18 protein-coding genes and 1 pseudogene are annotated in these 26,689 nt (G+C 56.0%); 6 read left to right on the forward strand and 13 right to left on the reverse strand.

The genetic code is table 11. From position 1 onward, the window contains the following. Position 1: 1 nt before the first annotated feature. Both Poly21_RS06685 and mqo read left to right on the forward strand, forming a co-directional pair. Positions 2-3,430 (forward strand): glycoside hydrolase family 78 protein, encoded by a 3,429-nt coding sequence (locus tag Poly21_RS06685; RefSeq protein ID WP_302117894.1) that lies wholly within the window; start codon positions 2-4, stop codon positions 3,428-3,430. A gap of 292 nt (positions 3,431-3,722) precedes the next feature. After that, a complete protein-coding gene (mqo, locus tag Poly21_RS06690) occupies positions 3,723-5,222 on the forward strand; it encodes a malate dehydrogenase (quinone) (protein ID WP_146406115.1) in 1,500 nt (499 codons plus the stop codon). 97 nt (positions 5,223-5,319) lie between these two features. On the opposite strand, the gene Poly21_RS27185 is transcribed toward mqo, so the two are convergent. The 6 genes from Poly21_RS27185 to Poly21_RS06715 all read right to left on the reverse strand — a co-directional run bounded on the left by Poly21_RS27185 (position 5,320) and on the right by Poly21_RS06715 (position 14,349). Further along, positions 5,320-5,496, reverse strand: a complete 177-nt coding sequence (locus Poly21_RS27185) for a hypothetical protein (RefSeq protein WP_302117898.1) — start codon at positions 5,494-5,496, stop codon at positions 5,320-5,322. A gap of 102 nt (positions 5,497-5,598) precedes the next feature. After that, positions 5,599-6,765, reverse strand: a complete 1,167-nt coding sequence (locus tag Poly21_RS06695) for a DUF1559 domain-containing protein (RefSeq protein ID WP_146406116.1) — start codon at positions 6,763-6,765, stop codon at positions 5,599-5,601. 330 nt (positions 6,766-7,095) lie between these two features. Next, a complete protein-coding gene (locus Poly21_RS28240; RefSeq protein ID WP_367302531.1) occupies positions 7,096-10,080 on the reverse strand; it encodes a family 43 glycosylhydrolase in 2,985 nt (994 codons plus the stop codon). 40 nt (positions 10,081-10,120) lie between these two features. After that, entirely contained in the window at positions 10,121-12,262 is a 2,142-nt protein-coding gene (locus tag Poly21_RS06705) for an arylsulfatase (RefSeq protein ID WP_146406118.1), read from the reverse strand. Between the two features lie 141 nt (positions 12,263-12,403). Further along, the gene (locus tag Poly21_RS06710) at positions 12,404-13,831 is read right to left on the reverse strand and encodes a FecR family protein (RefSeq protein WP_302117900.1); all 1,428 of its coding nucleotides are present in this window, start codon (positions 13,829-13,831) and stop codon (positions 12,404-12,406) included. Then, positions 13,828-14,349, reverse strand: coding sequence for an RNA polymerase sigma factor (locus Poly21_RS06715; RefSeq protein ID WP_302117902.1), 522 nt, complete (start codon positions 14,347-14,349; stop codon positions 13,828-13,830). Before Poly21_RS06715 ends, Poly21_RS06710 begins: the two co-directional genes overlap by 4 nt. 400 nt (positions 14,350-14,749) lie before the next feature. Here Poly21_RS06715 and Poly21_RS06720 point away from each other — a divergent pair, with 400 nt between their 5' ends. Next, positions 14,750-16,033 (forward strand): DUF5658 family protein, encoded by a 1,284-nt coding sequence (locus tag Poly21_RS06720; RefSeq protein ID WP_146406121.1) that lies wholly within the window; start codon positions 14,750-14,752, stop codon positions 16,031-16,033. Positions 16,034-16,105: 72 nt separating this feature from the next. Here the strand turns inward: Poly21_RS06720 and Poly21_RS06725 are convergent, their stop codons facing one another. The 3 genes from Poly21_RS06725 to Poly21_RS06735 form a co-directional block, all read right to left on the reverse strand. Further along, the gene (locus tag Poly21_RS06725) at positions 16,106-17,131 is read right to left on the reverse strand and encodes a D-alanine--D-alanine ligase family protein (protein WP_146406122.1); all 1,026 of its coding nucleotides are present in this window, start codon (positions 17,129-17,131) and stop codon (positions 16,106-16,108) included. A gap of 24 nt (positions 17,132-17,155) precedes the next feature. Further along, entirely contained in the window at positions 17,156-18,250 is a 1,095-nt protein-coding gene (locus tag Poly21_RS06730; RefSeq protein ID WP_146406123.1) for a putative zinc-binding metallopeptidase, read from the reverse strand. A gap of 128 nt (positions 18,251-18,378) precedes the next feature. Beyond that, a complete protein-coding gene (locus Poly21_RS06735) occupies positions 18,379-19,257 on the reverse strand; it encodes a hypothetical protein (RefSeq protein WP_146406124.1) in 879 nt (292 codons plus the stop codon). 355 nt (positions 19,258-19,612) lie between these two features. On the opposite strand from Poly21_RS06735, the gene Poly21_RS06740 reads away from it, so the two are divergent. Continuing rightward, complete coding sequence (locus Poly21_RS06740) at positions 19,613-20,386, forward strand: hypothetical protein (protein WP_302117907.1); 774 nt, start codon at positions 19,613-19,615, stop codon at positions 20,384-20,386. A 308-nt stretch (positions 20,387-20,694) separates the two neighbouring features. On the opposite strand, the pseudogene Poly21_RS06745 reads toward Poly21_RS06740, so the two are convergent. Both Poly21_RS06745 and Poly21_RS06750 read right to left on the reverse strand, forming a co-directional pair. Further along, positions 20,695-21,726, reverse strand: a pseudogene (locus tag Poly21_RS06745) (sulfatase-like hydrolase/transferase); the annotation flags it as partial. Positions 21,727-21,944: 218 nt separating this feature from the next. Further along, positions 21,945-22,619 carry a hypothetical protein gene (locus Poly21_RS06750; RefSeq protein ID WP_146406126.1) on the reverse strand — a complete coding sequence of 225 codons (675 nt, stop codon included), beginning with the start codon at positions 22,617-22,619 and terminating at the stop codon, positions 21,945-21,947. Between the two features lie 634 nt (positions 22,620-23,253). Here Poly21_RS06750 and Poly21_RS06755 point away from each other — a divergent pair. Continuing rightward, a complete protein-coding gene (locus Poly21_RS06755; RefSeq protein WP_146406127.1) occupies positions 23,254-24,534 on the forward strand; it encodes a reverse transcriptase family protein in 1,281 nt (426 codons plus the stop codon). Between the two features lie 94 nt (positions 24,535-24,628). Here Poly21_RS06755 and Poly21_RS06760 read toward each other — a convergent pair whose 3' ends face one another. Beyond that, positions 24,629-25,330, reverse strand: coding sequence for an ABC transporter ATP-binding protein (locus tag Poly21_RS06760; protein ID WP_146406128.1), 702 nt, complete (start codon positions 25,328-25,330; stop codon positions 24,629-24,631). Between the two features lie 161 nt (positions 25,331-25,491). Between Poly21_RS06760 and Poly21_RS06765 the strand changes: the two genes are divergently transcribed. Beyond that, entirely contained in the window at positions 25,492-25,710 is a 219-nt protein-coding gene (locus Poly21_RS06765) for a hypothetical protein (protein WP_146406129.1), read from the forward strand. 3 nt (positions 25,711-25,713) lie between these two features. Here Poly21_RS06765 and Poly21_RS06770 read toward each other — a convergent pair whose 3' ends face one another. Beyond that, positions 25,714-26,616, reverse strand: a complete 903-nt coding sequence (locus tag Poly21_RS06770; protein WP_302117910.1) for a 3-keto-disaccharide hydrolase — start codon at positions 26,614-26,616, stop codon at positions 25,714-25,716. Positions 26,617-26,689 lie beyond the last annotated feature (73 nt).

Consider the following 26,689-nt stretch of genomic DNA (forward strand, 5'->3'; position numbering starts at 1 on the left):
CATGCGTTTAATGATCCCCACAGCGATGACCTTCCAAAAATTAGCTACTAAATCCATCTGTTTCGTTCTATTAACCTGCGTTTTGGTGGTGGGCGTCGATGCCGCAGAGCTCACGCCCACTCATCTGAGATGCGAGTATCTCGACAACCCGATTGGAATCGATATCACCAAGCCGCGTTTGAGCTGGCAGGTGGAGTCTGAGGATCGGGGGCAAACTCAGAGTGCGTACCGAATTATCGTCGCGTCCTCTGCTGAAAAACTAGCGGCCGATGAGGGCGACCTGTGGGACTCTGGTAAAGTCGAATCTAACCAGACTTTGTTTGTCCCCTACGAAGGAGCTCCGTTAACGTCACGTCAGCGCTGTCACTGGAAAGTCCAGTCGTTCGATGCCCATGGGACGGCTCGATGGAGCGAGCCCTCATCGTGGTCGATGGGGCTACTCGACGACAATCAGTGGCAAGCAGAATACATCTCTTTCGCAGACGATGATGCGATCCACACCGACACCAAGAGCTTGTTCCTGCCTGCTGCGCGACAGTATCGAAAGAGTTTCGCGGCATTGAGAGAAGTCAAACGCGCGACCGTGTATGCGACTGCGTTGGGAATCTACGAACTGCATCTCAATGGCGAGCGGGTAGGCGATGCCTGGTTTGCTCCGGGATGGACAGACTACCGCCAGCGTGCCTACTACAACACGTATGACGTGACGGACATGGTGGAGCAAGGCGATAACGCCATCGGCGCATGGGTCGCTGACGGCTGGTATAGCGGATACGTCGGCTTTGGCTTGCTGACCGGAATGGGAACAGAAAAAAACGGCCGCTACACCTATGGTAAAACTCCGTCGGTGATGGCGCAGCTGGAGATCGAATATACCGACGGATCCCGAGAAACGATCGGCACGGACACGTCGTGGAAAGTCACCGGCGAAGGTCCGATTCAGGAAGCCGACTTGCTAATGGGTGAATATTACGACGCGCGACGAGAAATGCCTGGCTGGTCAACGGCCAACTTTGACGACAGCACTTGGGACACCGCCATTCTAGCCAGCGAGAATGGTCATCCCACCGCCATGTTCTACGAAGGACGCAATCCTGAGATCAAGGGGGGCGGCCCCAGGATCCAGGGTGCCGAGCGAGATCTGGGATTCAAACGACCGAGACTGGAGGCATTCCCAGGCGTCCCGGTACGAGTCACCGAGGAACTGCCAAGTAAGTCAATTACAAAACGGGATGGCGAAACCTACACCTTTAACCTTGCCCAAAACTTTGCCGGCACGATTCGCTTGAAAGTCAAAGGCCCTGCAGGACACAAAGTCACGATTCGATATGGCGAGATGCTGCATCCCGACGGCCGATTGATGACGGAAAACCTCCGCAAAGCTCGTGCAACGGATTTCTACATTTGCAAGGGCGATCCCGCCGGCGAGGTATATGAACCCCGATTCACGTTCCATGGATTCCAATTTGTCGAAGTTGAGAACTTTCCCGGTACTCCGACATCGGACTCGGTGACTGGCTTGGTCCTGCACAGCGACACGCCCATGACCAGCGAGTTTGCGTGCAGTGATCCGATGGTGAATCAACTGTTTAAAAACATTGTCTGGACACAGCGGGCCAACTTTCTCGACCTGCCCACGGACTGCCCTCAGCGAGACGAGCGAATGGGATGGACCGGTGACGCACAAGCATACGTCGCAACCGCTGCATACAACACCGACATCGGAGCGTTCTATACCAAATGGTTACGCGAGTTAATGGAATCTCAGCGGCCTAGCGGCGCGTTTCCTGGGTACGCACCGTTCCCCTTTCAACATGGCTGGGACTTCGGTTCGGCATGGGCAGACGCGGGCGTGATTTGCCCATGGACAATCTGGCAAGCCTATGGTGACACTCGAGTGATCGAAGATTGTTGGGAACCCATGGTGCGGTTCATGAACTGGCGTGACGAAACCGCCGTCAACAACCTCGGCATCGCGCACGGCAATGCATGGGGAGATTGGTTGTCTCAAGGTGCCGAAACCCCCCTTGAATTCATCGACACCGTTTATTACGCGATATCGGCTCGGATGATGGCCGAGATGGCCGATGCGATCGGACGTCAGTCGGAGGCTGAAGCGTATCACGCGCAGTTAGAAAAAACGAAAGCCGCCTTCCAGGCGAAGTATCTACGGGACGATGGAAGCGTGAATATTAACACGCAAACGGCCCAAGCACTCGCGTTGTTTGGGGACCTGGTCCCGGAGTCAAAGCGTGAGAAAACCGCGCTGCACTTGGCAAAAATGATTGCTGAAAATGGGAACCACATGGCAACCGGTTTTCTTGGCACACGGCCGCTGTTACCGGTGCTGTCAGCGTCCGGCCAGCACGATTTAGCGACCTTCTTGCTACAGTCACGCGAGTTTCCATCATGGGGCTACGAGATTTCAAATGGTGCAACCACGATCTGGGAACGGTGGGACAGTTACACTAAAGAGGACGCGTTCGGTCGGCACAACGCGGCCATGAATTCTTTTTCTCACTATGCATTTGGCGCCGTGTGCGAATGGATGTTTCAAACCCTTGCTGGAATTCAATCCGCTGGTCCCGGTTACGAGAAGATCGTCATTCATCCACATCCGCCTGCTCCTGGCAGCAATGCCATGCACGAGCCGATTGACTGGGTGCGCGCGTCCTATGACTCGATTCGCGGGACGATCTGTAGTGACTGGAAGATTGATGATGGCAAGTTCGTGCTGAACGTAACCATTCCTGCGAACACATCGGCAACGGTCTTTCTACCGACCGACGACACTCACAGCATCACCGAGAGCGGTAAACCTCTCGCGGAACACTCACATGTGCAATTGCTTCGCCATGAAGATGGCAATGCCGTATTGGCGGTAGCATCTGGCAAATATCAGTTTGTTGCCACCAGTGGTGTCTCACACGCTGCGACGTCACTGAAAACGTCGAAACCCAAAGACATGTCGATCAACCCGGACGGCATCGACCTCGCGGGTGCGACTCAGTTGGTGAGCTGGGATTTCACGAACCCAACCGATGCTGCGAAGTGGATCGACCGAAAAAGTGTGGACGTTGTCCAGCGGGATGTTAAAGCATTTTTGGTTGCAACGGGCAATGACTCGCAGATGGCAACGACGCTGCCAATGGCATTGTCGGGTAATCTGGCCATCTCCTTACGTGCGATGCCCACCGCGGGCGCAACAAGTCAGTTCTTCTGGGCGAATCCAGGGCGTGGTTTCAATGGTACCATGCAGTCCAAACGCTCCCTGACTGCCACGGAGAAGTCCAATAATTATCTATTCACTGTTCGCAGCGACGAACCAGTAAAGAAGATTCGATTTGATCCATTCGCGACGTACGACGAGCATGCCAACCCAGGTGAAATGATGATTGAATCAATCACCGTCTATCAACTGAATGACTGATCCAGTAAGGAACTCGCAATCCTGAACGTTAGCTTTCGCGCGGCCAAACGCCACCCGGTAAGTGGCATTGGCGAAGCGAATGAGGACACGCAGGAACCGCTCTGTCCACGTTCGGCGCATGCTGGGAACTCACCTGATGCAATGTCCGACCGCGATGTTACGATAGCTGGGACGCCCATCGTTTGGCGATGCTTGATTTTAGGTATCATTGGACGCTGAAGCGCGTTCAATATTTTGATCACCAGAACCATCTCCGGATGCTCTCTCCTCACGAAGTGGCCTACTTATCTCGATGTCTATCGATCATCCCGACGTCATCCTTGTCGGCAGTGGAATCATGTCTGCGAATCTGGGCGCGATGCTCAAGCGACTGGATCCGAGCTTAAAAATCCAGCTCTACGAAGTCTCCGAAGAGCTCGCTCAAGAAAGTTCTAACGCATGGAACAATGCAGGAACGGGGCATGCTGGCATCTGCGAACTGAGCTATACGCCCAATCGCAGCGACGACGGTACGGTCGACGTCGCCAACGCTGTCACCATCTTTGAGCAATTCGAGCAATCGAGACAGTTCTGGGCCTATGCTGTCGCCGAAGGCATGATCAATACACCGGCTGATTTCATCAATCCGGTTCCACATGTCAGCTTCGTTCATGGACAACCGCAAGTTGACTTTTTGCGAGACCGACATGCGGCGATGTCGTCCCATCACTTCTTCGATGAAATGGCATTCTCGACCGATCCCAATGAGATCGGCCAGTGGTCGCCCCTACTAGTCGCCGGTCGTGGGAATATTCCAATTGCTGCGACGCGGATGCTGGGCGGAACCGACGTCAACTTTGGCGCGTTGTCACGCAAACTGATTGATTGGCTGGAGACTCAGGATAACTGCGCCGTCGCCACAAGCCACCGGGTGATCGGCCTCAATCGAGACTCTGATCGCTGGACCGTTACTGTCAAAGACATCAAACACAATCGGCAGCTCACGAATTCGGCAAAATTTGTCTTTATCGGAGCAGGTGGCGGCAGCTTGCCCCTGTTGCAGAAGTCCGGCATCCCTGAGAGCAAGGGTTTCGGAGGCTTTCCAATCGGCGGACAATGGTTGGTTTGCGATGACCCTGTGATCGTTGCGAAGCATTCGGCCAAGGTTTACGGTCAGGCTCAGGACGAAGCGCCGACGATGGCAGTGCCGCATTTGGACACGCGGGTGATCGATGGGAAGAAAGCAATTCTATTCGGCCCATTTGCCGCCTGGACGACGCGATTCTTAACCAAGTCCGGTGGACTCACGGATCTACCGGGCTCAATCAGACTGGACAACGTCGCCTCTCTGTTGAAAGTCGGCGCCTACAATCTGCCCCTGGTGAAATACTTGGTTGGACAGGGTCTGCAGAGTATGGCCAGCCGCATGAAATTGCTTCGGACGTTCTACCCGGAAGCCCAAACCAAGGACTGGCGCCTGATGGATGCCGGGATCCGTGTCCAGGCGATCAAACGCGAGGACGGGGAAGCAGGGATCGTCCACTACGGGACCGAAATCGTTACCGCCAAAGACAAGTCAATCGCCGCGCTGCTCGGCGCGTCACCAGGCGCTTCGGTTTCAGTTTCTTTGATGCTGCAGGTCATCCAGAACTGCTTACCTGAGCTACTGGCCACCCCAGAAGGTGCCGGCAAAATGAAGGAAATGATTCCGACGTTTGACGTCGATCTGCAAGATCCATCATCAGCGGAATTATTCCGTGAAATCCATCAACGGTGTGATCGCGATTTGCGATTGACCGATTCTCGAAGCTGAACTCGATAACCTGTTCGGACCATCTGATGCATGCCGAGAGGCATGCATCGGACGGATTCCTCGGTCAGACATTGCAATGCGACCGGACTGGCGACGTCTACATGCCGTCCCGAATTGCTTCCTGCCGTGCCTTGTCGCTTTCCTCGTCCATCTTAAGGAGCTCCTCCTGGGAGATCTCAGGTGCAGGATTGACTGTTGTTTCGTTACCAGATCCGCAGCCGGACAACGATAACAGGCACAGCAAAAGGGCGGGTGTGCAGAGTAGAAATTTCATCAGCTAGAACTCAGGTGGAAAGGTGAGAATTGAGAGCGTCAGATCGACGCGAGCAGCACTGATTCCATTGTGGCTGCGCACGTCTCTCGGACATCATTTTAACTATTCTTTCAGCGTCGTGGTTTCTCGACCGCTGATACTGCCTGCCGCACCCCAAACTCCGTAATTGCTGGCCGATCCAGCGGGCGGTGCCGTCGGCGCGGTGGTGCCGATGGGTCCTGTATTCGTGTCCCCGGTATCGATGCTTTCGGTGATGAACTGAACCGATCCATCGCCCATCAGAACATGGCAGCCACCTTGATGCCGACTACCAGCAGAGAATACGCCACCAGGCCCGTTGGCGTCACCGTTGCCGCGCACCGCATTGGCCGAATTGGGAGGGAATGTCTCGCCCATGCCGCTCATCATCGGCTCGCCTTGTGCCCAGTTGGAACCGCGGAAACGGTTCATTTGAGCGCTGGTGTCGATCGCAAGCGTGACACCTGGTTTGTAAAACTGAGGGCGTTCTGGATCTCTGGCGAAATCCAGGATTTCACTCCGGGGCTGATTTCGCATGGTATCGCCACTGCCGTTTCGGACCAGGACATCGCCAGCCAATTCGCGAGTGCCACTGCTGCGTTGGATTTCACCCATCATGATCGAGTTACTCAAGCCATCGAGGACATCACGAAAGCGTGTCACAAATCTATCTTTGAACATCCCCCGATGCTGACCGATGTTCAGCGGAGTGCCGGCATCGTTTCGGGTGTTGTTGCAGTTCCAGAATGAATCGCCAAAACTGAAACCGTAATTCACCTGGCCGAACGCAACAACGCCATTGGGCGCGACATCGGACGGGCATAGCAGCGTTTGGATTTGCGTCCGCCACGGCACATAGGCTGCGTTGTACGCCGCCGGCCCCATCGCAGGCCAAAGGGTGCCACCGGCATCCTGATAGGGATTCGAAATCTGCTGCCACACCGCCTGCTGCTCAAAAAATGGTGTGAGCCCCACCATCGCTGACAAACGAGCGCGGTTGGTCGTGAGCGCACTGGTCGTCGGGGTACCTGATCCGCCACCCTGTTGGGGCAACTGATCATAAGCGGAATGGTAGTTGTGCAGCGCCAATCCCAATTGTTTGAAATTATTCGAGCAGGACATCCGTCGCGCTGCTTCGCGAGCCGCCTGAACGGCGGGCAGCAGCAGGCCAACCAACACACCAATGATCGCGATAACGACCAGCAACTCCACCAATGTGAACCCACTCGTACGAGTCTTTTTTGTAGGCATTCAAAAACATCCAATTAAAACTACACAGAACAGAAAGTAGTCGAAGCCACTGGCGTCAGAAAATTGCATCAGCCCCCCGGCCGAGCCGACTCAGGTGGCGTCGCGGCGGTTCTAAGAAAGTGCCGCATGGGCCGATGCAAATTCAATGGACAACCATAGCTGCGAATCGAATAAGTATTACGTTGTTACCCGCATTGACAATACTGCGGTTCCACGGATTCCCTTAAAGTTTTTACGCTGGTGATTTATGCCCTATCCAATAACCGACAGTGCGAAAAAATGCCCCGCAAGAGACGTTTCTATGCGCCGGCCGAACCAAGACATTTAGTTTCACAGAGCGGCTTCAAACTTCTGAGATTCATCTGGACCGGGATTGGCATAAGCAGGATCCAGAGCGCGTATATAAATCTCACCGTTATCCAACCTACGTACGTCCAGGGGAACGATCGTCACCCCCTGCTCATTGATCGTCTGCGCGTTGTCGCCCAGATCCTTCGATTGAATCCCATCACGGGGCACGGGGGGCACATTGGCGTTGAAAAAAGCAGTGCACCACCACTTGCCGTCCTTTGTCTGGAATGGGGTTCCATGGCCCAGAAAACGACCAGCGAACTGGCGTGGCCCATAGGGACCAGTGATCGCATCAGACACACAGTAGTACAAGTTATAGGAGCCCTTGCGTCCCTGGTCAGTCGACCAAGCCGTCCCGAGGTGAACGTATTTATCGCCGACCTTGATCATGGTCGCACCTTCGTGACCAATCCGACTGATAGGTTGTCCATTGGGACCCGGGCGAGTCCCCGAGGGATCAATCCGGACAGGCTTCGCCGTGTACTTTGACAGCTCCTGGTCCAGGGGAGCAATCAAGGTGTTCTGCCACAACAGATAAGCTTTCCCGTCCTCGTCGGAGAACAGGGAGGGATCATGGCGTTGTCCCATGCTGTCTTTCATCGGATGCGTCCACGGACCGGCGAGCGTACTGCCCTCAGTCGTCGCCAGGCTTGAGAGATAGGCGGGGCAGTGAACCAGTGCCCAGCGATCACCCATCCAATGAACTTCAGGCGCCCATATGCGTTTCGCCTTGGGGGTCTGCTTGGTCGTCTCGTAAAGATCATCTGTCGAAAAGACCGATCCGAGCGATTCCCAGTCGATCAAATCTTGACTGCGATAGACACGAACTTGATTGCCAACAATGCTCTCATTGCCCAACCCGATGTTATAGGGATCCTCGGCTTCACGCGGGTCGCCCTCGTTCGGCTGGGTTCCGGTTAAGTAGTAGTATCCATCTGGACCCAGAGTAATGTAGGGGTCACGAATCCACCCCGACTTGATGTATAACGCACGATCGCGACTTTCCAGTCCGGCACGGATCGTCTCGGCGTCCATGACGGGCCCCGGCTTGCGATCGGTATGTTCCTGGACGAACGCAGGATTAAACTTATCTCCATCGTTATGGGCGGCCCCATTCGAGGTCGCCGGAGGTGCGTCTTGGAAGAGCACCTGGTGCATCTTGGCCAATCTTTTGGCGGGAATCTTGATGACTTTGCGATCATAGGTCATCAGACCGTTAATCTCACCTTCGACATCGGTCGTCTGCGTGTACACGCCCGCCGCGATGCCTTGACCTCGTAATTGGTTGAGCGCTACCAGTGAGGTCTCGTATCGCTGCTGGTATTCCGCCTTATTCTTAGGGAGACCGCCATACCCCCAATTCCTGCGATTGGCATCCCACAAATGACCTTGGATGGGTAATCCGTGTCCTCCAAACTCACCGACCACTTTGATATAGCCTTCAAATCTGCCATCCTTTCCTTGGTCGAATGGGAAACCTGGGTGAGGGTACTTGTGAGCATCAACGATATCACCGACCGGCCAAAAATTTCCGCCACTGGCGACATTTACCAGTCGAGATGGATCCCGTTGGACGGTCCACTTCCCTACCTCCATCGTTTGGTGCTGGCCCCAAGCCTCGTTGAATGGTGTCCAGACGACGATCGACGGATGATTTTCCAGTGCCGAAATCATCTCCTCAAACTCGTACATGAACTGTCCATGAGCATCGTCCGGCCACTGGGCGTCCTTCGGATTGGGAGCCAAACGCGTCCATTTGGGCTTAGGCCCGCCACTCACTTGATCCTGCCACACCATCATGCCAAGACGATCACAATGATAGTAGTACCGGCGGGGCTCAACTTTAATATGCTTGCGGATCATGTTAAATCCCGCCTTTTTGAGCCACTCAATATCAAACAACATCGCTTCGTCAGAAGGTGGTGTCAGTAATCCATCGGGCCACCAGCCCTGGTCGAGCGGCCCCCAGTGAAAAATAGGATCGCCGTTGAGCGTGAACTGCATGTTTCCGTTGGCATCTTGGACTTTGCCAACACTTCGAATGGCGGCGTATGAACTAACACGATCGACTTCCTGGCCTGCGGTATTGAGTAGCGACACATCGAGATCATATAGATGCGGCGACGTGGGAGACCAAAGCTGAGCATCAGGAATCTTCAATGTAATTTCATCGCTTGCCGACTTTTGGGCGACGATAGAATCTCCATCCTTCACGGCAACCGCGACCGCTCCCTTGCCGTGCACGATCGGACGAACCGTAATCGACCCATCCTTAACGCTGGTCGTAATTTTAAGGTCCTTAATGTAGTTGAAAGGAACCTGCTCAAGCCACACCGATTGCCAGATACCGGACACCCGTGTGTACCAAATTCCTTTTGGATCCAGACTTTGTTTTCCTCGCAACTGGGCCCCCTCGGTCTCGTCCTCGACGCGTACGACCAAATCATTAGCGCCGTCGACCAACGCCTCCGAGGCATCACACGAGAAGGCCGTATTCCCCCCTTGATGCCCGCCCACCGACTTGCCATTGACGAACACTTCGCAGCGATAATCAACTGCTTCGAAGTTAAGCAGCGTGCGTTGACCGGCAGCGTTATCAACCTCAAACGTGCGGTGGTACCACAGCGTCTCGGCTGGATCGAGCAATCGCCCGACTCCTCCCAGTTTCGACTCTAAGCAGAACGGAACGAGGATTTGGCCTGTCCAATCCCGGGGCGGCGTGGTCTGTGTTTTCGGTGTGACCGCATAGTCCCAGTTTCCGTTAAGATTGATCCAGTTTTCCCGCTGCAATTGGGGACGCGGATACTCTGTCCACGCATTCTCCGCGGTGAGGGATTCACCCCACTGCGTCATCAGCTCCGACTGAACAGGCGTTGCTGCAGGAGCCTTATTTGCCTCAAGATCATTTCCCTGAATTGGGCTTACCGCCAACGTCGCAACCAGCAATGTGCCGATTGCAGTCATATTTTTTGCGTGGTGTCTCATGGTGTCCGACCTCATGAATTTACTCTTTCGTTAGAATTGAATTGGCTTTGTAGGTTGCGATGGAGTGTTTGATGAGCTCGCCGCTCAAGGGATTGGGCGACTGGTAGTCACCTGCTGCCGAACGGTGGTCGAACCCAATACTCAGCCCATCGACGGGTTGCACCGGTATCAAACCAGGCGACGTCGTCTTGAGGGGCTCTCCTCGGTTGACTGCAAGTGTCATCGTGTCAGCTGTCAATGTGGCCTCGAGTCGCACGCGGCCGCTAACGTTCTGGTCGGAGATCAGCCGCTGAACCTGTCCGTTGACGCGGACGTCGAAGGCGGGTCTGCCGTCGACGAAATGCAATGCGTAGCCATGCTGATTGCCGCCTTGCGCGATCACGACCCCATGGAGCGACGCACCTCTCACGTCAGCGTTTAATTTCAGTTCTTGGTTGGCAATGGGCGGTGAGTCGACTGCATCAGCGGACACCTCGTTCGGTGGGACAACCGTTGTCCACGTTACCCCGACTCGATTCGCCCACGTTTCCCAAGCCTCAATCATCGATTCCAATCGTTCGGGGTGTTTCGCAGCCAAATCATTGGTTTCGCAACGGTCGTCCGCGAGGTTGTAAAGTTCCCACTTCAACTCGTACGGCATGCGTTTACCGAAGACAATCTTCCAATCTCCGTCACGAAGTGCGTGGGCAGCCTGGTGATCAAATCCGATGATCCGCTCCGGTAATTGCTCGCCCCGGATAGCAGGCATCAGACTGGTGCCCTCGGTCGGCTGAATCGACCGCCCGTCAAACTGCTGCGGATACTGTGCACCAGCAACGTCCATCAGCGTGGGCAGGACGTCCATGAGGTGGGCGGGTTGGCGAATCCAATCATCTCGCTTCTGAATGCCAGCGGGCCAATGTGCGATGAACGGCGTGTTGATTCCCCCTTCGTTGGTGAAGTGCTTGTACATTCGCAGCGGCGTGTTACCCAGGTTGGCCCATGCACTGCCATAGGATTGGTGCGTGCCGCGACCGCCGATCTCTCGCAATTCGTCTCCGGTGCGGAGAATGGTTTCCCCACGCCGGGAGACACCATCAAATCCGAACGGCCCCCATTCGTAGCACGCGCCGTTATCGCTTAGAAAAAGTATCAGGGTGTTATGAAGGTCATCGGTCTGCTGCAAGTGGTCAACAATCTGGCCAACGCCGGTGTCCACACCCTCGACCATCGCCGCGAACACCGCCATTCGCCGAGCAAGGTCCGCCTGGCGATCGGCATCGAGCGAATCCCATGCGGGATTTTCATCTCCAGGGAAGCCATTGGCAATGTCGTCACGATCGACAGGCACCATCGAGCGCGGCGTGAGGCTCCAACGATCACCGTCGATGATTCCGAGCTTCTTCATCCGCTCGTAGCGTGCAGTCCGCAGCACGTCCCAGCCCCGCTGGTAGATCGCATCGTACTTATCCGCACGCTCCGCTGGGGCTTGCACGGGAAAGTGCGGCGAGGAGTGCCCTAAAAACAGAAACCACGGCTTGTCGGTTTGCTGTCCCTGGCGAATGAACTCCAGGGCATATTGATTGAACTCGTCCGTTGCATAAAACTCGTCCACGGGCGGATCGATCTCCTTCGGATGCGCCTCGGGCAAGCGGATGTAGTAGTCGGCGTCATACTGGTCGTGAGAGTGGTCCCGCGTGTAACCGTAAAACTCATCAAAACCGCGTTTGATCGGTCCGGTATCGGGATGCATGTGCCACTTGCCGACATAGTAGCATCCGTAACCGGCGGGTTTGAGCACTTCGGCGATAGTGACACAGTCATCTCGCAGACGCCCGAGATACCCTTGGCCCCGATTCTTATCGGGCTTGTTCGTCGTGAAGTCACCGATGCCCGCCTGCGTGGGATACAGTCCCGTCATTAACGAAGCCCGACTGGGACAACAGCGAGCTGAGTTATAAACCTGTGTGAACTTCACACCATCTGCGGCCAACGCGTCGATATGAGGCGTGCTGATCTCGCCGCCATAGCAACCCAGATCAGAGAACCCCAGATCATCTGCGAGAATCAAAATGATGTTAGGCTGTTTCGGCTTCTCAGCAGCGTGACTAGATACAGGTATCATTGCGACGAATGCGAGCAGCAACAGCAGACGAGTGCGGAAACTCAGGAGCCAGTTCATGACGTAGTTACAAATAAGTGATAGGAACGGGTTGTTAGGGGAGAACGACAGCCGTCGGCGTTATCGGGAATCTTTGCTTCGCGACACTCCAGATCGATCACGCAGATCGTCAACTTGCATCTTCGTCAACCAACATCTTCGTCAACCAGCATCTTCGTCGACGAGCACACGGATATTGTCTTGGCCAGCACCGACATACAGGTTGAAATAGAGGTGCCTGCCATCCTTACTAATCTGCAGGGAATCGGCAGGCAACAGCCCCTCTTCGGTCGTTTCCGGTTCCAGGTAACGCATCTCAAGGGACTGATAGTCAATTTCGGCTATTCCAAACAACTTATCCGACTTTGCGAGCGCATTGGCCTTCACTGCCACGCCAATAATCGGTCTTTGAAACGAGATACTCCCACTGATCGAATGTCGCTGGACATTGACGCGGTCCTTTGGGAAGTACACCAACAGATAACTGCTAATCGAGCGGGTCCTCGCGAGATGGGTACGCTCCCCCTGACTCGCTGGCCACGAAGATCCTGGGCGTTGCAACATCAGGAACTGATCTTCGTCGAGACGCCGATTGAGTTTTTCTGGGAAGAGCAATAGCTTGTCATCACTCGCCAATTGCTCAATTGATTTGATAGGTCCTGGCTTCACAAATTCAATGAGCGACGACGCGTCATCGATGCCGACGGTGAGTGGCCAAATATCGTGGTACTGAGCCGCTGCATACGCGACTCCACGGCTCCCCACTGCATCCCGCGTCGTGACAATTGATTCACCCTCGGTCACCGTCTGCCGCTGTGCGTTCGCCGGCCCGCGAACATGCTCCACCGACACCATTCCGTCAAACACGGACAGATCGACTTCGCCGTTGGATCTTGCGGTTACGCCAAATGCAGTGCCGAGATCTCGCATGACCGTTCCTCCCGAACGGACCACCAAATCAGCTTCGTCGTTGGGAAGTCGTGCGGCCAACTTTCCGGACTCTAATTCTATCTCTCCTCGACCCGTTCCCCGAAATGAAGCCGGTGCCGCGAGCGACACGATCGCACCACCTCGGACACACAAACGCAGTGCGCCGGAGGTCAAACGATATTGCACGTTCGGCACGATTTCCGCCCCAACATCGATCGCGGCTGAACCGCTATCGCTCAATACGGCGTGATTGGCATACGTGACCGTCGCGAACACATCCTCTCTGGCAGCGGTGGCTCCGGTGACCAAACGACTCGGAATATCCCCCTCAGGCAACTGACGGACAACAGGATTGAGCATCGCAAACGCGACGACCGCCGCGATAGCGATCGCAACGACGGCACCGCAGACCGTGTTGAAGCGGGACGTTGAAACCTCCCTCGCCGGGAACATCGTCGGCGAGTCTGCGAACGTGAATGCAGCGGCCCGGCAGCACTCCGCGATTTCGCCACTTCGACACTGCACCTCGACGAACAGTCGCTGCCGCTCAATATCACCGAGCAGGTCTGACTCGAATTGCACCAGCTGCGATTCAGACAAACCGCCGTTCTGGAAGGCAGCAATTGACTCCAAAAACGCATCGCGTTCGCTGTCGTTCATGCGTTGAGACCCTCCATCTGCTGACGGACACATTGCCCGAGCGATTTGTGAATCCGGGCGATTGCCTGATAGGCCGATTCGATCTTGCTGCCCATGAATGCCGCAACCTCACTACACGAGCGATTTTCGAAATACCGCATTTTCACAATCTCTCGACTTCGCGGCGTCAGCGATTGCATGCACTTCGCCAGCGCCTCGCGGCGATCATCACTGCTGTGGCGCTGACTCATGGCGTCCCACTCGCGTTCCAAGGCAGACAACGCGTCGACACTCAAGCCGACGTATCGGCCTTCTCGGCTGCGGATCACGTCGATCGCACGGTTACGCGCACACACTCGAAACCAACTGATCAAATGATCAGCCGTCTCAAAAACTTCGTCACGGCTGAGCGCCTTAACGCAAATTTCTTGGTAAACGTCTTCGGCGAGATGGTAGTTGCGGGTCACGCAAGCGATATAGGACGTTAAACCGAGTCGTTGGCGAAGCAGGTATTCGGTGGTTTGCGTTTGGGTCAACATGGAATTCTCCTCTGGCATTAGATACGAGCGGCACTAGCGTTTCTCGACATCAGGCACGCCAATTTCTCGTCAGATAGCTGACGCTCCAACGGCAGGCGAACTGCGTTCACTGATGGCGGATTCCACTTACTAGTGTTCAGAGCTACCGTGGATTCGATGTGTCCTAGGGACGCTTCATGATCGGAAGCAACCCCTTAGCCGGCACTGCATTCTGCAACCCCTTCACGGCCTGCCGGGGCGTCCTCAAAATCCTCCGACACCTCGGAAGAGATCCGGGGTTACAACCGCAGTTGTACTTTGCCGCGTTTTTTGTCCGTCAACAGACCAGCAACCCCGGGGCACCGCGTCCCCGTGCTGGAATAGCTTCGAAGTCAATTCTCCTCGACTCCAACAGTACGCTATGAAATCAATTTGCACGACATTGGGAATGCTGGCAATGGCATTCATCGCCAACACAGCTCTAGCGCAATGGGGCAGTTTCCAGTCACAAAATGATGGAGCCCATTCGATTTCAGCAGACAGGGGATTCCTATTCATTGACAACGAATACGTTCCGCCGCCCTACGAAGTAAAGCTAGGAGAAGACGAACTGATCATTAACGGGAGCGGCTTTCCGGTCGACGCTTTCGATCTCTCTACCTACCGTGTATCGACCAAGTGGCGACATTCCGGGATGGGCGGGGGTAGGCGAGGCGACTGGCACCATGAGCGGTCGCCCATGCCATCGATGGGCCGGGGCGAATGGATGGACCGGGGCGAATGGACGGGCAGGGGCAACTGGGAGGGCAGGGGCGACGGTGCAAGCAGTCCTGAACCTCCAAAGCGAGGTGGCCCGAACGCGCGTAAATCCGATCACTCGCAAGATCTCAAGGGCGAACGGAAGGCTACGGTCAAATCAGACGACACTGAGGCAGAGTCAGCGGCGTCGCAGTTCGCCTTGCGTCAGTTCTACAACAACTTTGAAATGCTCAACCAGCAAGCCATTATCGTGCTTCGCTCGGGTGCGAAACCGCTGATCGTTAACGCCCCAGAAATGGGATATGGGCTGCTCAAGCAATTGCTGGCGATTCCAATGGACGCGCAGGAACTCGCGGAAGCCCAATACGCTATTGCGGAGGGAGCGGACCAAGAAACATGGCAACAGCTAGTCAACTCATTCCAAGCCACCCCCGTTTTTATCGAGCATGCTACTTGTCTGGTCGACGAAATCGATGAGGCTCAGCGTCTGGTTGACGCTCAGGTTGCCTCCGTGCAGTTCAGTGAACGCGTGAGCTACCCCCTCACCATGTTCGCGCTTATCCTGGTGGTCGCTGGTCTGGGACACCTCATGGCGAGTGCCCACGAGGTTTTCTCGACAGCACTGAATCGTCACGAGACCGATGAACTCTCCAAGAACATTATCTTGCTGTTGGTAATCATGGCACTCATGTCGGCGATCGATCTGATCTGGACCGTGATGGCCCATCACAGTGGTGCGATGCGAGAACTCAACCCGATCGGCAGCATGCTGATCGACGATACCACGAAACTCATCGCGTTTAAATTCATCGTGACGGGGATTTCGATTGGCCTACTCTTCTGGCAGCGTCGATTGCCGTTGTCACGGAAGGCAACGTGGTGGTGCTGTCTGACGATGACACTGCTAACCGTTCGCTGGCTGTCATTTCATTCCATGCTGGTTTAGCGTGCTGGCAACGGGGATGGACCAGCCGAAGGGGCACCGCAGGGCCCTGTCCGCAGTAGGCCAGCCAACCGTCTACGCCATCCAAGCCGCTTTATAGTTCAGCCCTAGGTTCAGAATTCTCTGAATCAGGGCCTCATAGGAAATGCCAGCTGCTTCAGCGGACTCAGCGAAATCTTCGCCGTACTCGATATTCGGATTCGCGTTGGCTTCGATTACGAAAATGTCGCCGCCCGGAGTTAACCGCAAATCCATCCGGGCGTAGCCGCTCATCCCGAGAGCCCGATAGATCCGCTTGCACAGTTTGGCGATTCTCTGTTCCATTGCTTGATCGAGGTCTCTGGCCGCGTGGGTTGTGATCTGATGCCGTTCCTGATAATTGCGATCCCACTTCACGCGGCTGGTCGCAATCTTGGCGGCGTCGTCGGGCATGCTTCCGAAATCCATTTCCCAGGTGGGGAAGCAGACGAGTCGGTCGTTTCCCAACACGCCACAATAAATCTCACGGCCGTCGATGTACTGCTCAACGAGTGCGTCGTCCTGCGCCTTTTCATGTACGAATGCCACTCGCTCGGCGAGAGCCTCGTCGTTATGAACGAGCGACGCCTGTGAAATCGCGAACGAAGCGTCCTCGGTGACGGACTTTACAAACAGTGGAAAGGTCAGCCGTTTGGGACGTCGTACAGCGCGGCCCTGCTTGAACACAGCAAATCGTGGCGTGGGTATCCGGTGGTAGGCCAAGATCTTCTTGGAGAGGGCTTTGTCTTTGCTCAACAGTAGCCCGCGAGGATTGCAGCCCGTGTAGGGTTGCTGCATCAATTCGAGGTAACTGATCACCGCGAAATCGTACGTCACTACCCCATGGAATTCCTCGAGCAGCATATAGGTGATATGAGGTTCAAATTCCTTCAGCGCGCGCCGAATCGGCCCGAGGTCATCGTAGAGCCCCAGTGGCAGCACTTCGTGCCCGAGTCCGCGCAGCGTCTCGCAAATATCAAATTCGGCCTTCCATGCCCCCCATTCCTTCTCATCGATCCCCTCGAGGGATTCAGGGGGAACATGCCCGTCCCGCACCAAAACCAAAACGCGAAGTTTGCTCATGTTGATCCCATGCTGGGGCGAATCCTAGATGGCGACACGATGGCCTCCTTCATGCAAGAAATTGGTGGTGCGGACGGCAACTAAAATCATCGCGTCCCGTTTTGTTTCCTCAATCGATCCGCCCAATCGCAGGTTCAGTTCGCGACACCGTTCGATCATCTCTTGCACGACTTGATCGATCGTGTACGCGTATTGGCCTGTCCATTTCGACACCGTGCGATGCAGCTCTATGCGAATGCGGGTTAGGAATGCAGCCGCAGTCATATTGCGGCGGTGGGCCTCGTCCGCTGAAAAGAGACGACGCAGATCGCCGTCGTAAACGCTCGGCAAATCCACACCGTAGTGAGTCCGTTTACGTTGGTAATGGGTGCGGAGCGTCTTGCGCAGGCGTGACAGCGGATCGACAGTCGCCCGCGAACGGACCAGGGGCCGCTTGCCTTGGATGGAACTCATCAACTCATCGACAGTCTCGAGTTTCTTGATGGCAGGCCAGTTGCGATAACGGGCGCGCCACCGCGATCCTGGACGCAGCCATACCGCGAATGTCTCGGCGAAATCTTCGAGCGGATGTGACTGGGCGTACCACATCTCGAGATGATGTACGTAATTTCGGCTCGACGGTTTCGGTTGATAGGAGTCTGGGTAAGGCTCAGACGAACGCCCAAATACCTTTCGGTAGAGGGCCCGCCGCCGAAGTCGAAAGGCGGTGTCGATTGCGTGGCCGGTCTCATGACGGAGGATCTTCATGCACCATTCATGCGTGCCGCCTTCAACGTCGAGCAATTGCTTGCGTTCCAAACGCATCAAACGTCGGTGGGCGAGATAGAATGGAATCGCGATCCCCGGCACGTCATCAGGAGAAAACCAATCTTCGCTCAACCAGAAGTGAGGTTTGAACTTCAGGCCCCGAGCTGCCAATTCATCATTGAGTTGGGCTATTCTTTTTTCCAGATTGGTACCGCGAATAGTCAACTTCAAATTGCACATTCGCAGGTCGAGCAACTCCTCGTCGGAGAGCAGCAGTAGCTGATCATCGGCTTCCTGGACGTTCTTCTGGCGTGCCAGAGGCAATTGCTCGGGCAGGGCCACTCGCGTTCGTCGTGATTTTTGGCCGGGCATCACTCAGTTAAAATCAACTCGCAGGTGCAAACATGAAACTATCGGCATGCAGTGTATTCCAATCGAGGAGTCAGCAAGTCCCCAAGGCCGCTCAAATGGCAAAAAACTCAGTCCTGAGTACTGATAACTTAGCGGAACCACTGTGTCAAAGCAGCGTCATGGATGGCATTGAAGGCGGATGCGGTAGCCGAGCTCTCAATATCCGTGTGTAGATAGTCTTCGATCAATTGATCTGTGCGATGGACCTGATTTTCAATCCGATGCAGACACAATGATTTTAGCGTTCCCACACTGTCGAACAGTTCCGGCCGCAAGATCAATAGCAAGCTATCGGCAATGGATTGGTTTGCGTGCGGTAGGGATGCCTGCAGGGCAACCTTAGGACGGATCGATTCCAATAGTGAAGCTCGGATCAGCCACGCGATCGTTTCCCGCTGCGGCGACGTCACCTGCCAACCATAGTCATCGGCGTGACCATTCGTCCGGTCGGCATCGATTCCGTATCGCACCAGGGCGCGATCATGTCCGGCGAGCTGACCAATCAAAATGTCCATCCACCGCTCGGTGGTGCGACGGAGTCGATTCACCCGAATCGCCTCGCTCACGCTGCATCCGCGACGATCCAGAATCAACGTTTGCACTCGATTGCGAGCCTCGAGGTGCGAGAGATAGATGGCTTGAGCAATGGGGGAAAATTCGTCGCGTCCGGAGGCCCGATCGGTGCCGTCGGCGACCGCCGCAACCACTCGCGTCAACAACTCACTGACCAGTATTTCCTCGATCACGCCAATATGTTCTTGCCACCACTGCCTAAGTGAACATGGACTGGCGTTGGCCTCAGCGCGGTTGAATCGAACCAGCGTGTGATGCCACAAATCCAATCGCTGGCGTGACGCCGTCCAATAGCTGCTGACCGCCTCCGGCGGAACACTGGCGTGCCGATACAGCAGCGCCGGTCCGTGATGAGCCATCACAGCGGCAAGTTCGGCGAGTTCAACAACGTGCATGGTAGGACGAGCACCGAGGGAAGATGAAGAGGCGGCGGTGGGACCGCCGCGTAGACAACCAATCGACGTCCCCCCGGACGCTAAGATGGTGGAAGTGCATTCACCGTGCCCGCTCGCTTGCCAACTCACATGCAACGCCGCTTCTAACAACGCAAGCCATTGCTAGAGAACAACTTCCACGCCAGAGATGAGATCGAAACGAGCTCCCCGCTCGCGTTCCGACGTTTCGTTTTTGCAACATCACTGGTGATTTTAGAAAATTGCCGTCGCTCCCGCGCAGCATCGTACTCGTAACGGTCACCAGTAAAACGACGAAGCTCTCTCTGTCCGCCCTCCTCCGTGTTCTCCTACGCTCATGAATACAACGACGCACACGCCGGCCGCCCCACGCCTCGCTATGGTAGTGAAAATCGGATTCACCGCGTTCATGGCCGTCCTGGTCCCGTACTACTGGATCGAGTACGGCCCCACCAACTTCGTCTACTTTTGCGACATTGCACTGTTTCTCGCACTGGCAGCCGTGTGGACTGAAAAGCCGATTTTCGCTTCGATGGCAGCCGTTGGAATCGCGGTGCCACAACTACTATGGCAAGTCGATTTTCTTGGCAATCTCGCCGGCGTCCCGCTCACGGGAATGACGGACTATATGTTCAATCCCGAGATTTCACTGATCGGCCGTGGGCTATCGTTCTTCCACTTTTGGCTACCGATTCTATTGCTGGGCATCATCTACAGGCTCGGCTACGATCGGCGTGCCTTCTGGGGTTGGACGATGACTGCGTGGGTGGCGATGCTCATCAGCTACTTTCTCTTGCCAGCACCGGGCGACGCACTGGCCTACGTTAATCAACCAAGCAACGTCAATTATGTGTATGGGATGAGTGCGGAGGCCCCTCAATCCATCATGCCGGGCTGGGCATGGCTGGCCATGATGATGGTGGGGCTGCCAGCGTTGGTTTACGCTCCGACTCACTTAATCCTGGCATGGTTCATGCCGCAAGCTCACTCCGGTTCAGGTTTAGGCTGCCACGAGTCGTATATCTCGGCACTATCGCCAGACCAGATGGGCGAGGATCCCCATAGCGGAACCGTCGGCAGCGAGAACTCCCACTCTCCCAGCTTACTGTAAAGCTCGTTGAATCGTGTCGCTGATTCCTGCGAGAGATCCTTGTCTTCCGCTGCATCGGTATCGGGTCGAAACATCTGTGCGGGACGATGGGCGAGCGAAATCAATTTGTCCTCGCCATCACGAACCGACGTTTGCCCCTGCAAACGCCAAAAGAGCGTGCGGTGAACCGGCGGTTTGTCACCGGAGAGCTGCGGAATCAAATCAATACCATCGTAAGCACCGTACCGTTTGACACCTCGTCGCCGGTTCTTCGCATCCTCATGGGACGGCGGATCCTTCAGAGGCATGAGATCCTGTCCCGCCGCAGCCATGAACGTTGGCACGACATCCAGACTCGATACCACGCCACGGTGCAGAGTTTTCTCTGGAAAGTGGCCTGGCCACGACCAGATCATGGGGACACGCACGCCGCCCTCGCGGAGCGATCCCTTGGCACCTGAATACGGCCCATTCCAGCTACCATTGTTGGTGGCACCACCGTTATCGGCAAAGAAGACAATCATTGTGTTCTCGTAATGGCCCGTGGATTTTAAATGCTCCACGATTCTGCCGACCCCACGATCGAGTGCCCACACCATCGCCGCATAGATTCGGCGTTTGGGGTTTTGAATACGATCGAATCGGGCGAGATCCGCCTCGGTCGCTTGCATTGGTGTGTGCGGCGCGTTGTACGATATCATCAGCATCCACGGTTTTCGAACCTTCTCCGCACGCTCGCTCTGCTGGTCGATCCACCGAATGCCTTCGTCGGTGAAGAAATCAGTGAGGTAGGGGCTGCTGAACTCACGCAGCGGCTCGCCGTTTCGCTCAAGTTGATTTTTTGCGGGCTCGGGGAAGTAATCGTGATGCCCCCCGATCATGCCACAGAAATAATCAAAACCCCGGCGATTGGGATGAAAACCGGGACCGCTGCCCAGATGCCATTTGCCGATCAACGCAGTCGCGTAACCCGCACTGCGTAATTGATCACCGACGCTGTGTTCGCTCGGCGCTAGCCCGAGCAGCTCCGGTCTCGTGCCGTACGCAGCGGCAGATTGATTCAGATTGGACTCGTACCCAAATCGCCGTGGGTCGCGGCCCGTCATCAGTCCCGCCCGAGACGGTGAACACACCGAACTGGCAACGTACGCAGCACTGCACATTACCCCGGATTCCGCCAGCGCATCGATATGGGGTGTACGCAGATAGACGCTGTGCGTGCAGCTGAGATCGCCATAGCCCATATCATCGGCTAGCAAGATCAACAGATTGGGCGGGCTCGGCGAATCAGCCCGAGCAGACCCGCATATCCACGCAAAAGACGCTGCCAGCAAGATGCGTAGTGTTAGACGATAGACCATCAGTAGTAGTGGGTTCGGAGGAAGACTCGTCGCGCCACGATTGAAATAACAATCGTGAACGCGGCGGGCTCAATCACACTGTCCCTCACGTACCAGAGTCCGACATCAACGCTGGGAGGACAGTGTTTGCTTCACTATCATCCTAGTCGATCTGCACTGGCGAAGTACACCAACTTAGCCCCGTGGCATCATCACGCTGACTGCGAGAGTTGAACGTCCTAGGCAGCTCGGCGGATGCCGTCGGTGCCGCTCTGACGAACAGCCCATTTTCCTGATGTATTGCTCAGCACGGCAGTACCAACGTGGGTCACCTTGCTCAGGAACTTCGACAAACCTTCCGCATGAGCGGTTTCGACGCTGGCGTCTATCAAGATCATGTCAACGGCCCCGAACCGGTGAGCAACGTTCACGAGCCCGCGGGCAACTGACTCAGGAAAAATCACGGGGCGAATCGCCAGACCAGCGAGTTGACGATGATAGTCACGCATCGTGACCTCACCGCCCGCCATTTCAAATTCGTCGATGACGATCGCTTTAAAGCTCTTCGACTCCGTACCTGCATCAGCCAGCGACGCCAACACCGCTGGCATTCGCGAGCCGTCGCCAATGCCAACCTCGAGAATGCTGGTTGGTCGTGCTTGGCTGATCAGTTTCAGCAGTGCGTCGTGCTCGCCACGAGGCCGCAACGACAGGATGCTGCGCCGCGGGGGAACGACTTCCGCAATAGGTGCCGAACGCGGTTCCACGTTTCTCGCTGGTTGCGGCGCGGGTGCCGACGCCGGCTGCGCCGCCGGTGCGGTGGAGGGCGTGGGCGTGCTCACACTCGCGATGACGGGGGATTCCGGTTCGCTGCGACTGCCGCGAAGTGAATTCCAAAGTTTTTTCAATGACATTGGCGTCCCACCCTGATCTGTCGCTCCCACGAGACAAACGAAGCAGATACGTATGATTTTGTGGATAAGATGATTTGCGTCTCGGCTCGCTACCCACTTCTTTCGGATACTATCGAGCACGAACTCGAATCCCATCGAGCAGTGTCCGGTTGGGTAATCTGGGCGAAAGTCTCCCACCCCAATTTCGCTCAGCACTGAGACGTTTGTTCAGGCTCCCAGCAAGCTACTCAGACGTTCGTTTGCTGACTTTACCAGAGGGTGGATTCACCATTCACGGCAATTCTTCACCAGCAAGCATGCTTCCTGGCGATATTCATTCCGAATGCATTTTCCATCGGGTGGCACTGTCGGTAGTCCGCAATCACGTTGACGCCGGGCAGTAACGACGCCATCATGGAGACCGATCTCGGAGCACGTCTGGAATACCAAGATCGGTGTTCGACGGTTGTGTCAGCAACGTCGTTGAAAGCACCCCACGCGAGGTTACCTCGCGGGCTATTTTGCGCTAGGCTTTGATTGCGCGAGCAACCATCCGTCTACCGACGGATAACGGCTCGCGCCTCCACTTGGACAGGTTGGATTCCAGCGGCTTCGAGATCATTCTCCCGCCCCACTTTGCTCGTGAGCTCGCGCCATGGAGTCGTCGCTGACACGCTCGCAACTCGCGATGCTGATCTCGCGGGACCTGTCGCGGCGGTGGCTGGGAAACAGCTCGGTGATCCATCGACGCCTGCGCCGGATCACAGGCAGTCGCGCCCGTTGGACTGATCAATTGGCCGAAGCACTCCACTTGCAGTTTGGCCGCGCAGGCCACGCCCAGCAGGTTCCGTTGCAGGTTTGGCTGGACGGGCATCCGGTCATGAAGGCTGCGTTTCGCAATCGTCAGACTCTGCGGGTCGACGTGGCGACCGCTAATCAGATCAACCGCCCGGGATATCGCTGGCCGGTACCGGCTGCCGCTAACCTACTCGAACTTACGGACCTCTTGTGTCTGCGTACTCCCCGAGCGATCGATTGGTTGGTCCGCCCTCACCTCCGCCGCAGCACGAGTGTGGACCACTACGTACGGCGGAGGATCCCAGGACGCCAGGGACGCGGACGTTGGCTACATCAACCGCGCCCGTTGTTGATGCGAGTACAACGCTGCATCGCCCGTGAGATCCTCACCGAGATTCCGTTGCACGCTGCCGCCCACGCATACCGCCGGGGACTCTCGGTGCGTGATTGCGCGGCACCACACGTGGGACATCGTGTCGTGCTCAAGATCGATCTGGAAAACTTCTTTGGGACCATCTCCTTACGCCGGGTGACAGCACTGTTTCGGGCTGCCGGATATCCGGATGAGGTCGCGGTGACCCTGGGACGATTATGCACGGTTCCCGCCCGCACACCCTCAGGAACGGAAGATTGCCGCATCGCTGGGACATGCTTGCCGCAAGGTGGCCCCGCATCGCCGGCGATCTCCAACGCGATCGCGTTTCAGATGGATCGACGCTTGGCCGGACTCGCGTCGTCGGTTGGTGCGTCGTACACGCGATACGCCGACGACTTGCTATTCAGCGGCGGCCCCGATCTCGCATCGAGAATTGACCGCGTTGCAACGACCGTGTGCGTGATCGCAATGGAAGAAGGTTTCCAAGTTCAACATCGCAAAACTCGCAAGATGTATTCGGGCGACCGACAGCGCCTGCTGGGTCTCAATGTGAATACTCAGTTGAGCACCGACCGATCCGATTTCGAACTTCTCAAGGCGATCCTCACCAATTGCCAGCGACAGGGCTGGCGGTCGCAAAACCGCGACCAGCACCCAGAGTTTCGCTTGCACCTGCAAGGCCGCATCGCCCATATCGGCCAGACGAACCCTGGCCGCTACCAGAAACTGGCCCGGCTCTTTGACGCAATTGATTGGACCTGACGATCGACGATTGTTGGATCGTTTTACACTGCGTGAACTGCAACGCTCCACCCAACCATCGCGAATCGAAAGTCGACGATCGTCCGCCCGATGCCTAGCTTTGCGAACGTGCTACCAATTGGTCTGACTCAATTTGCCCGTCTCGCATGCAGATGACGCGCTGGGCTGCCATCGCTACCTCTTCGCTATGCGTGACCGTAACAAGCGTCATCTTGCGATCCGAATGCAGTTGCTCGAACAGTTCCAAGATACCAGCGGCGGTGACTGTATCGAGGTTTCCGGTCGGCTCATCGGCGAGCAGCAATCGTGGATCGTTGGCGAGTGAGCGGGCAATCGCGATACGTTGTCGCTGGCCGACGGATAGCTGCTTGGGCAAGTGTTTGGCCCGGTCGGCCATGCCGACTGCCTCGATCAGCTCGCGGGCCTTCTCCACCCGCTCGGCCACCGGCCAACCGCGACCGAACATCGGGACCTGGATGTTCTCTAACGCCGTCAGGGTTGGTAACAAGTAGAACGATTGAAAAACGAATCCGATCGCCCGTGAGCGGAGTTCATCCAGATCCGTACCGGCGTCAATGGACTGGCCCTCAAACGTCAACGATCCCGACGACGGACGATCGAGCGTGCCCAGAATACTCAGCAGAGTCGACTTGCCGCTACCACTCGGCCCCATGATCGCGACGTATTCACCCACCCCCACATCAAAACTAACATGATCGAGCGCCCGCACATTGCCATCGGGATAGTCTTTCGTGACGTCGCTGATCGATAGCAACACAGAGGCATCATCTGACATAAGATTATTTCGTTCGTCCACGAGTTTCGAATTGAAGAGTTAAAACGTGTTGACTGAAACCAAACCACGGTAACATGTTTTCCTGTATGGCGAGCAGGGTGTCATGCGCCGTTCGCTAAACGTAGCTGCGAAGAATCCCCAAACCACAACGACCTGTGTTGATGACCAGCAATAAACCTTGGCTTGACGGAGCGTCGGCCGAAGACCGCGCCATTGTGAAGATGTGGCAAGGTGGCCCGTTACTGCTGATCGGCGTGATCTCCACCGCGGGCACGGCTTACTTCCTAGGATTCGTTTGGATCTGGACGGTGCTGATTGGAATTGTTGGTCTGTTCTGGTTCTTAACGGGATTGATCACCTACTTGACGGGAGCGGAGTGACTCTCACAGGGATAGGATACGGATATTGCGGTACTCTGCTTCGGCGGGGGGACCGCTGTGGATTTGCACGCCGATCATGCCCACACGGGGGATCTCGGGGTCGGTTTCGGTGTAGCGGACCGTCAAATGATCATTCAAAAAAATCTCGATCTGGTCACCCTTGCAGACAATTCGCATCCGTACCCATTCCGTTTCGCGAACGGATTTCGCATTCTCTGCCGATTCGCGTTGAGCATCCGACGGGGCGTCAGCGGATCCTGCCACCTGCCACTTGACCGGAAAGGGTGTTTCCGGCTCAGCCAGCATTTTGCGGCGGCGGGATTCATCGTAGAGCGCTCCCCATACCGAGCGTCCCCATGCGTTGCCCATATCGGCCTGATAGCCGATGACCTCATTACGGGGTACTTCATCGGATGTGTGGGGTCGCCGCGAGCGAAATTGCACGCCGGCATTGGGGTTTTCGCCCCGCATGCGAACCTCCAACCGCAGATCAAAGTCCGCAAAGGTATCAGTCGTGCAGAGAAACTGGTTCTTGGGTACCGGCTTCTCAAGCGTCCCAGCAATAATAGTATTGCCTGCGGTGCGGAACCAATGCGCATTGCCCTCCCAGCCAGCGAGAACGGTACCGTCAAATAACAGCCGGCAGCGTTGTTCGAATTCCTGGTCGGACACCTCGGTGAGCTGGGAGGCGTCGTGGGCCTGGCCAGCTCCGGAGCCGATCAGGGCGACGAGCAGGAAAAATGCTGGCGCCACGATCGATGTTCGCCTGGAGCGCGAGCCGTAGGATGGGACCATCGTCCCGTCCGATGCCTCGTGGCCCCCGTCCGAGACCTCATTTCGTCGAACCGTCGCAAATTTGCTCGCTCGGGACAATGGTCCCAAGCTGCCACTGGGTATCTGTGTCATTTTTTGCCTCATCTTTGTGGATCGTGTCAAAAAGATCATACTCCCTCTCAACCCGTCACGTATTAACCACTGA

Source organism: Allorhodopirellula heiligendammensis, assembly GCF_007860105.1.
In the GTDB taxonomy this organism is placed as follows: domain Bacteria; phylum Planctomycetota; class Planctomycetia; order Pirellulales; family Pirellulaceae; genus Rhodopirellula; species Rhodopirellula heiligendammensis.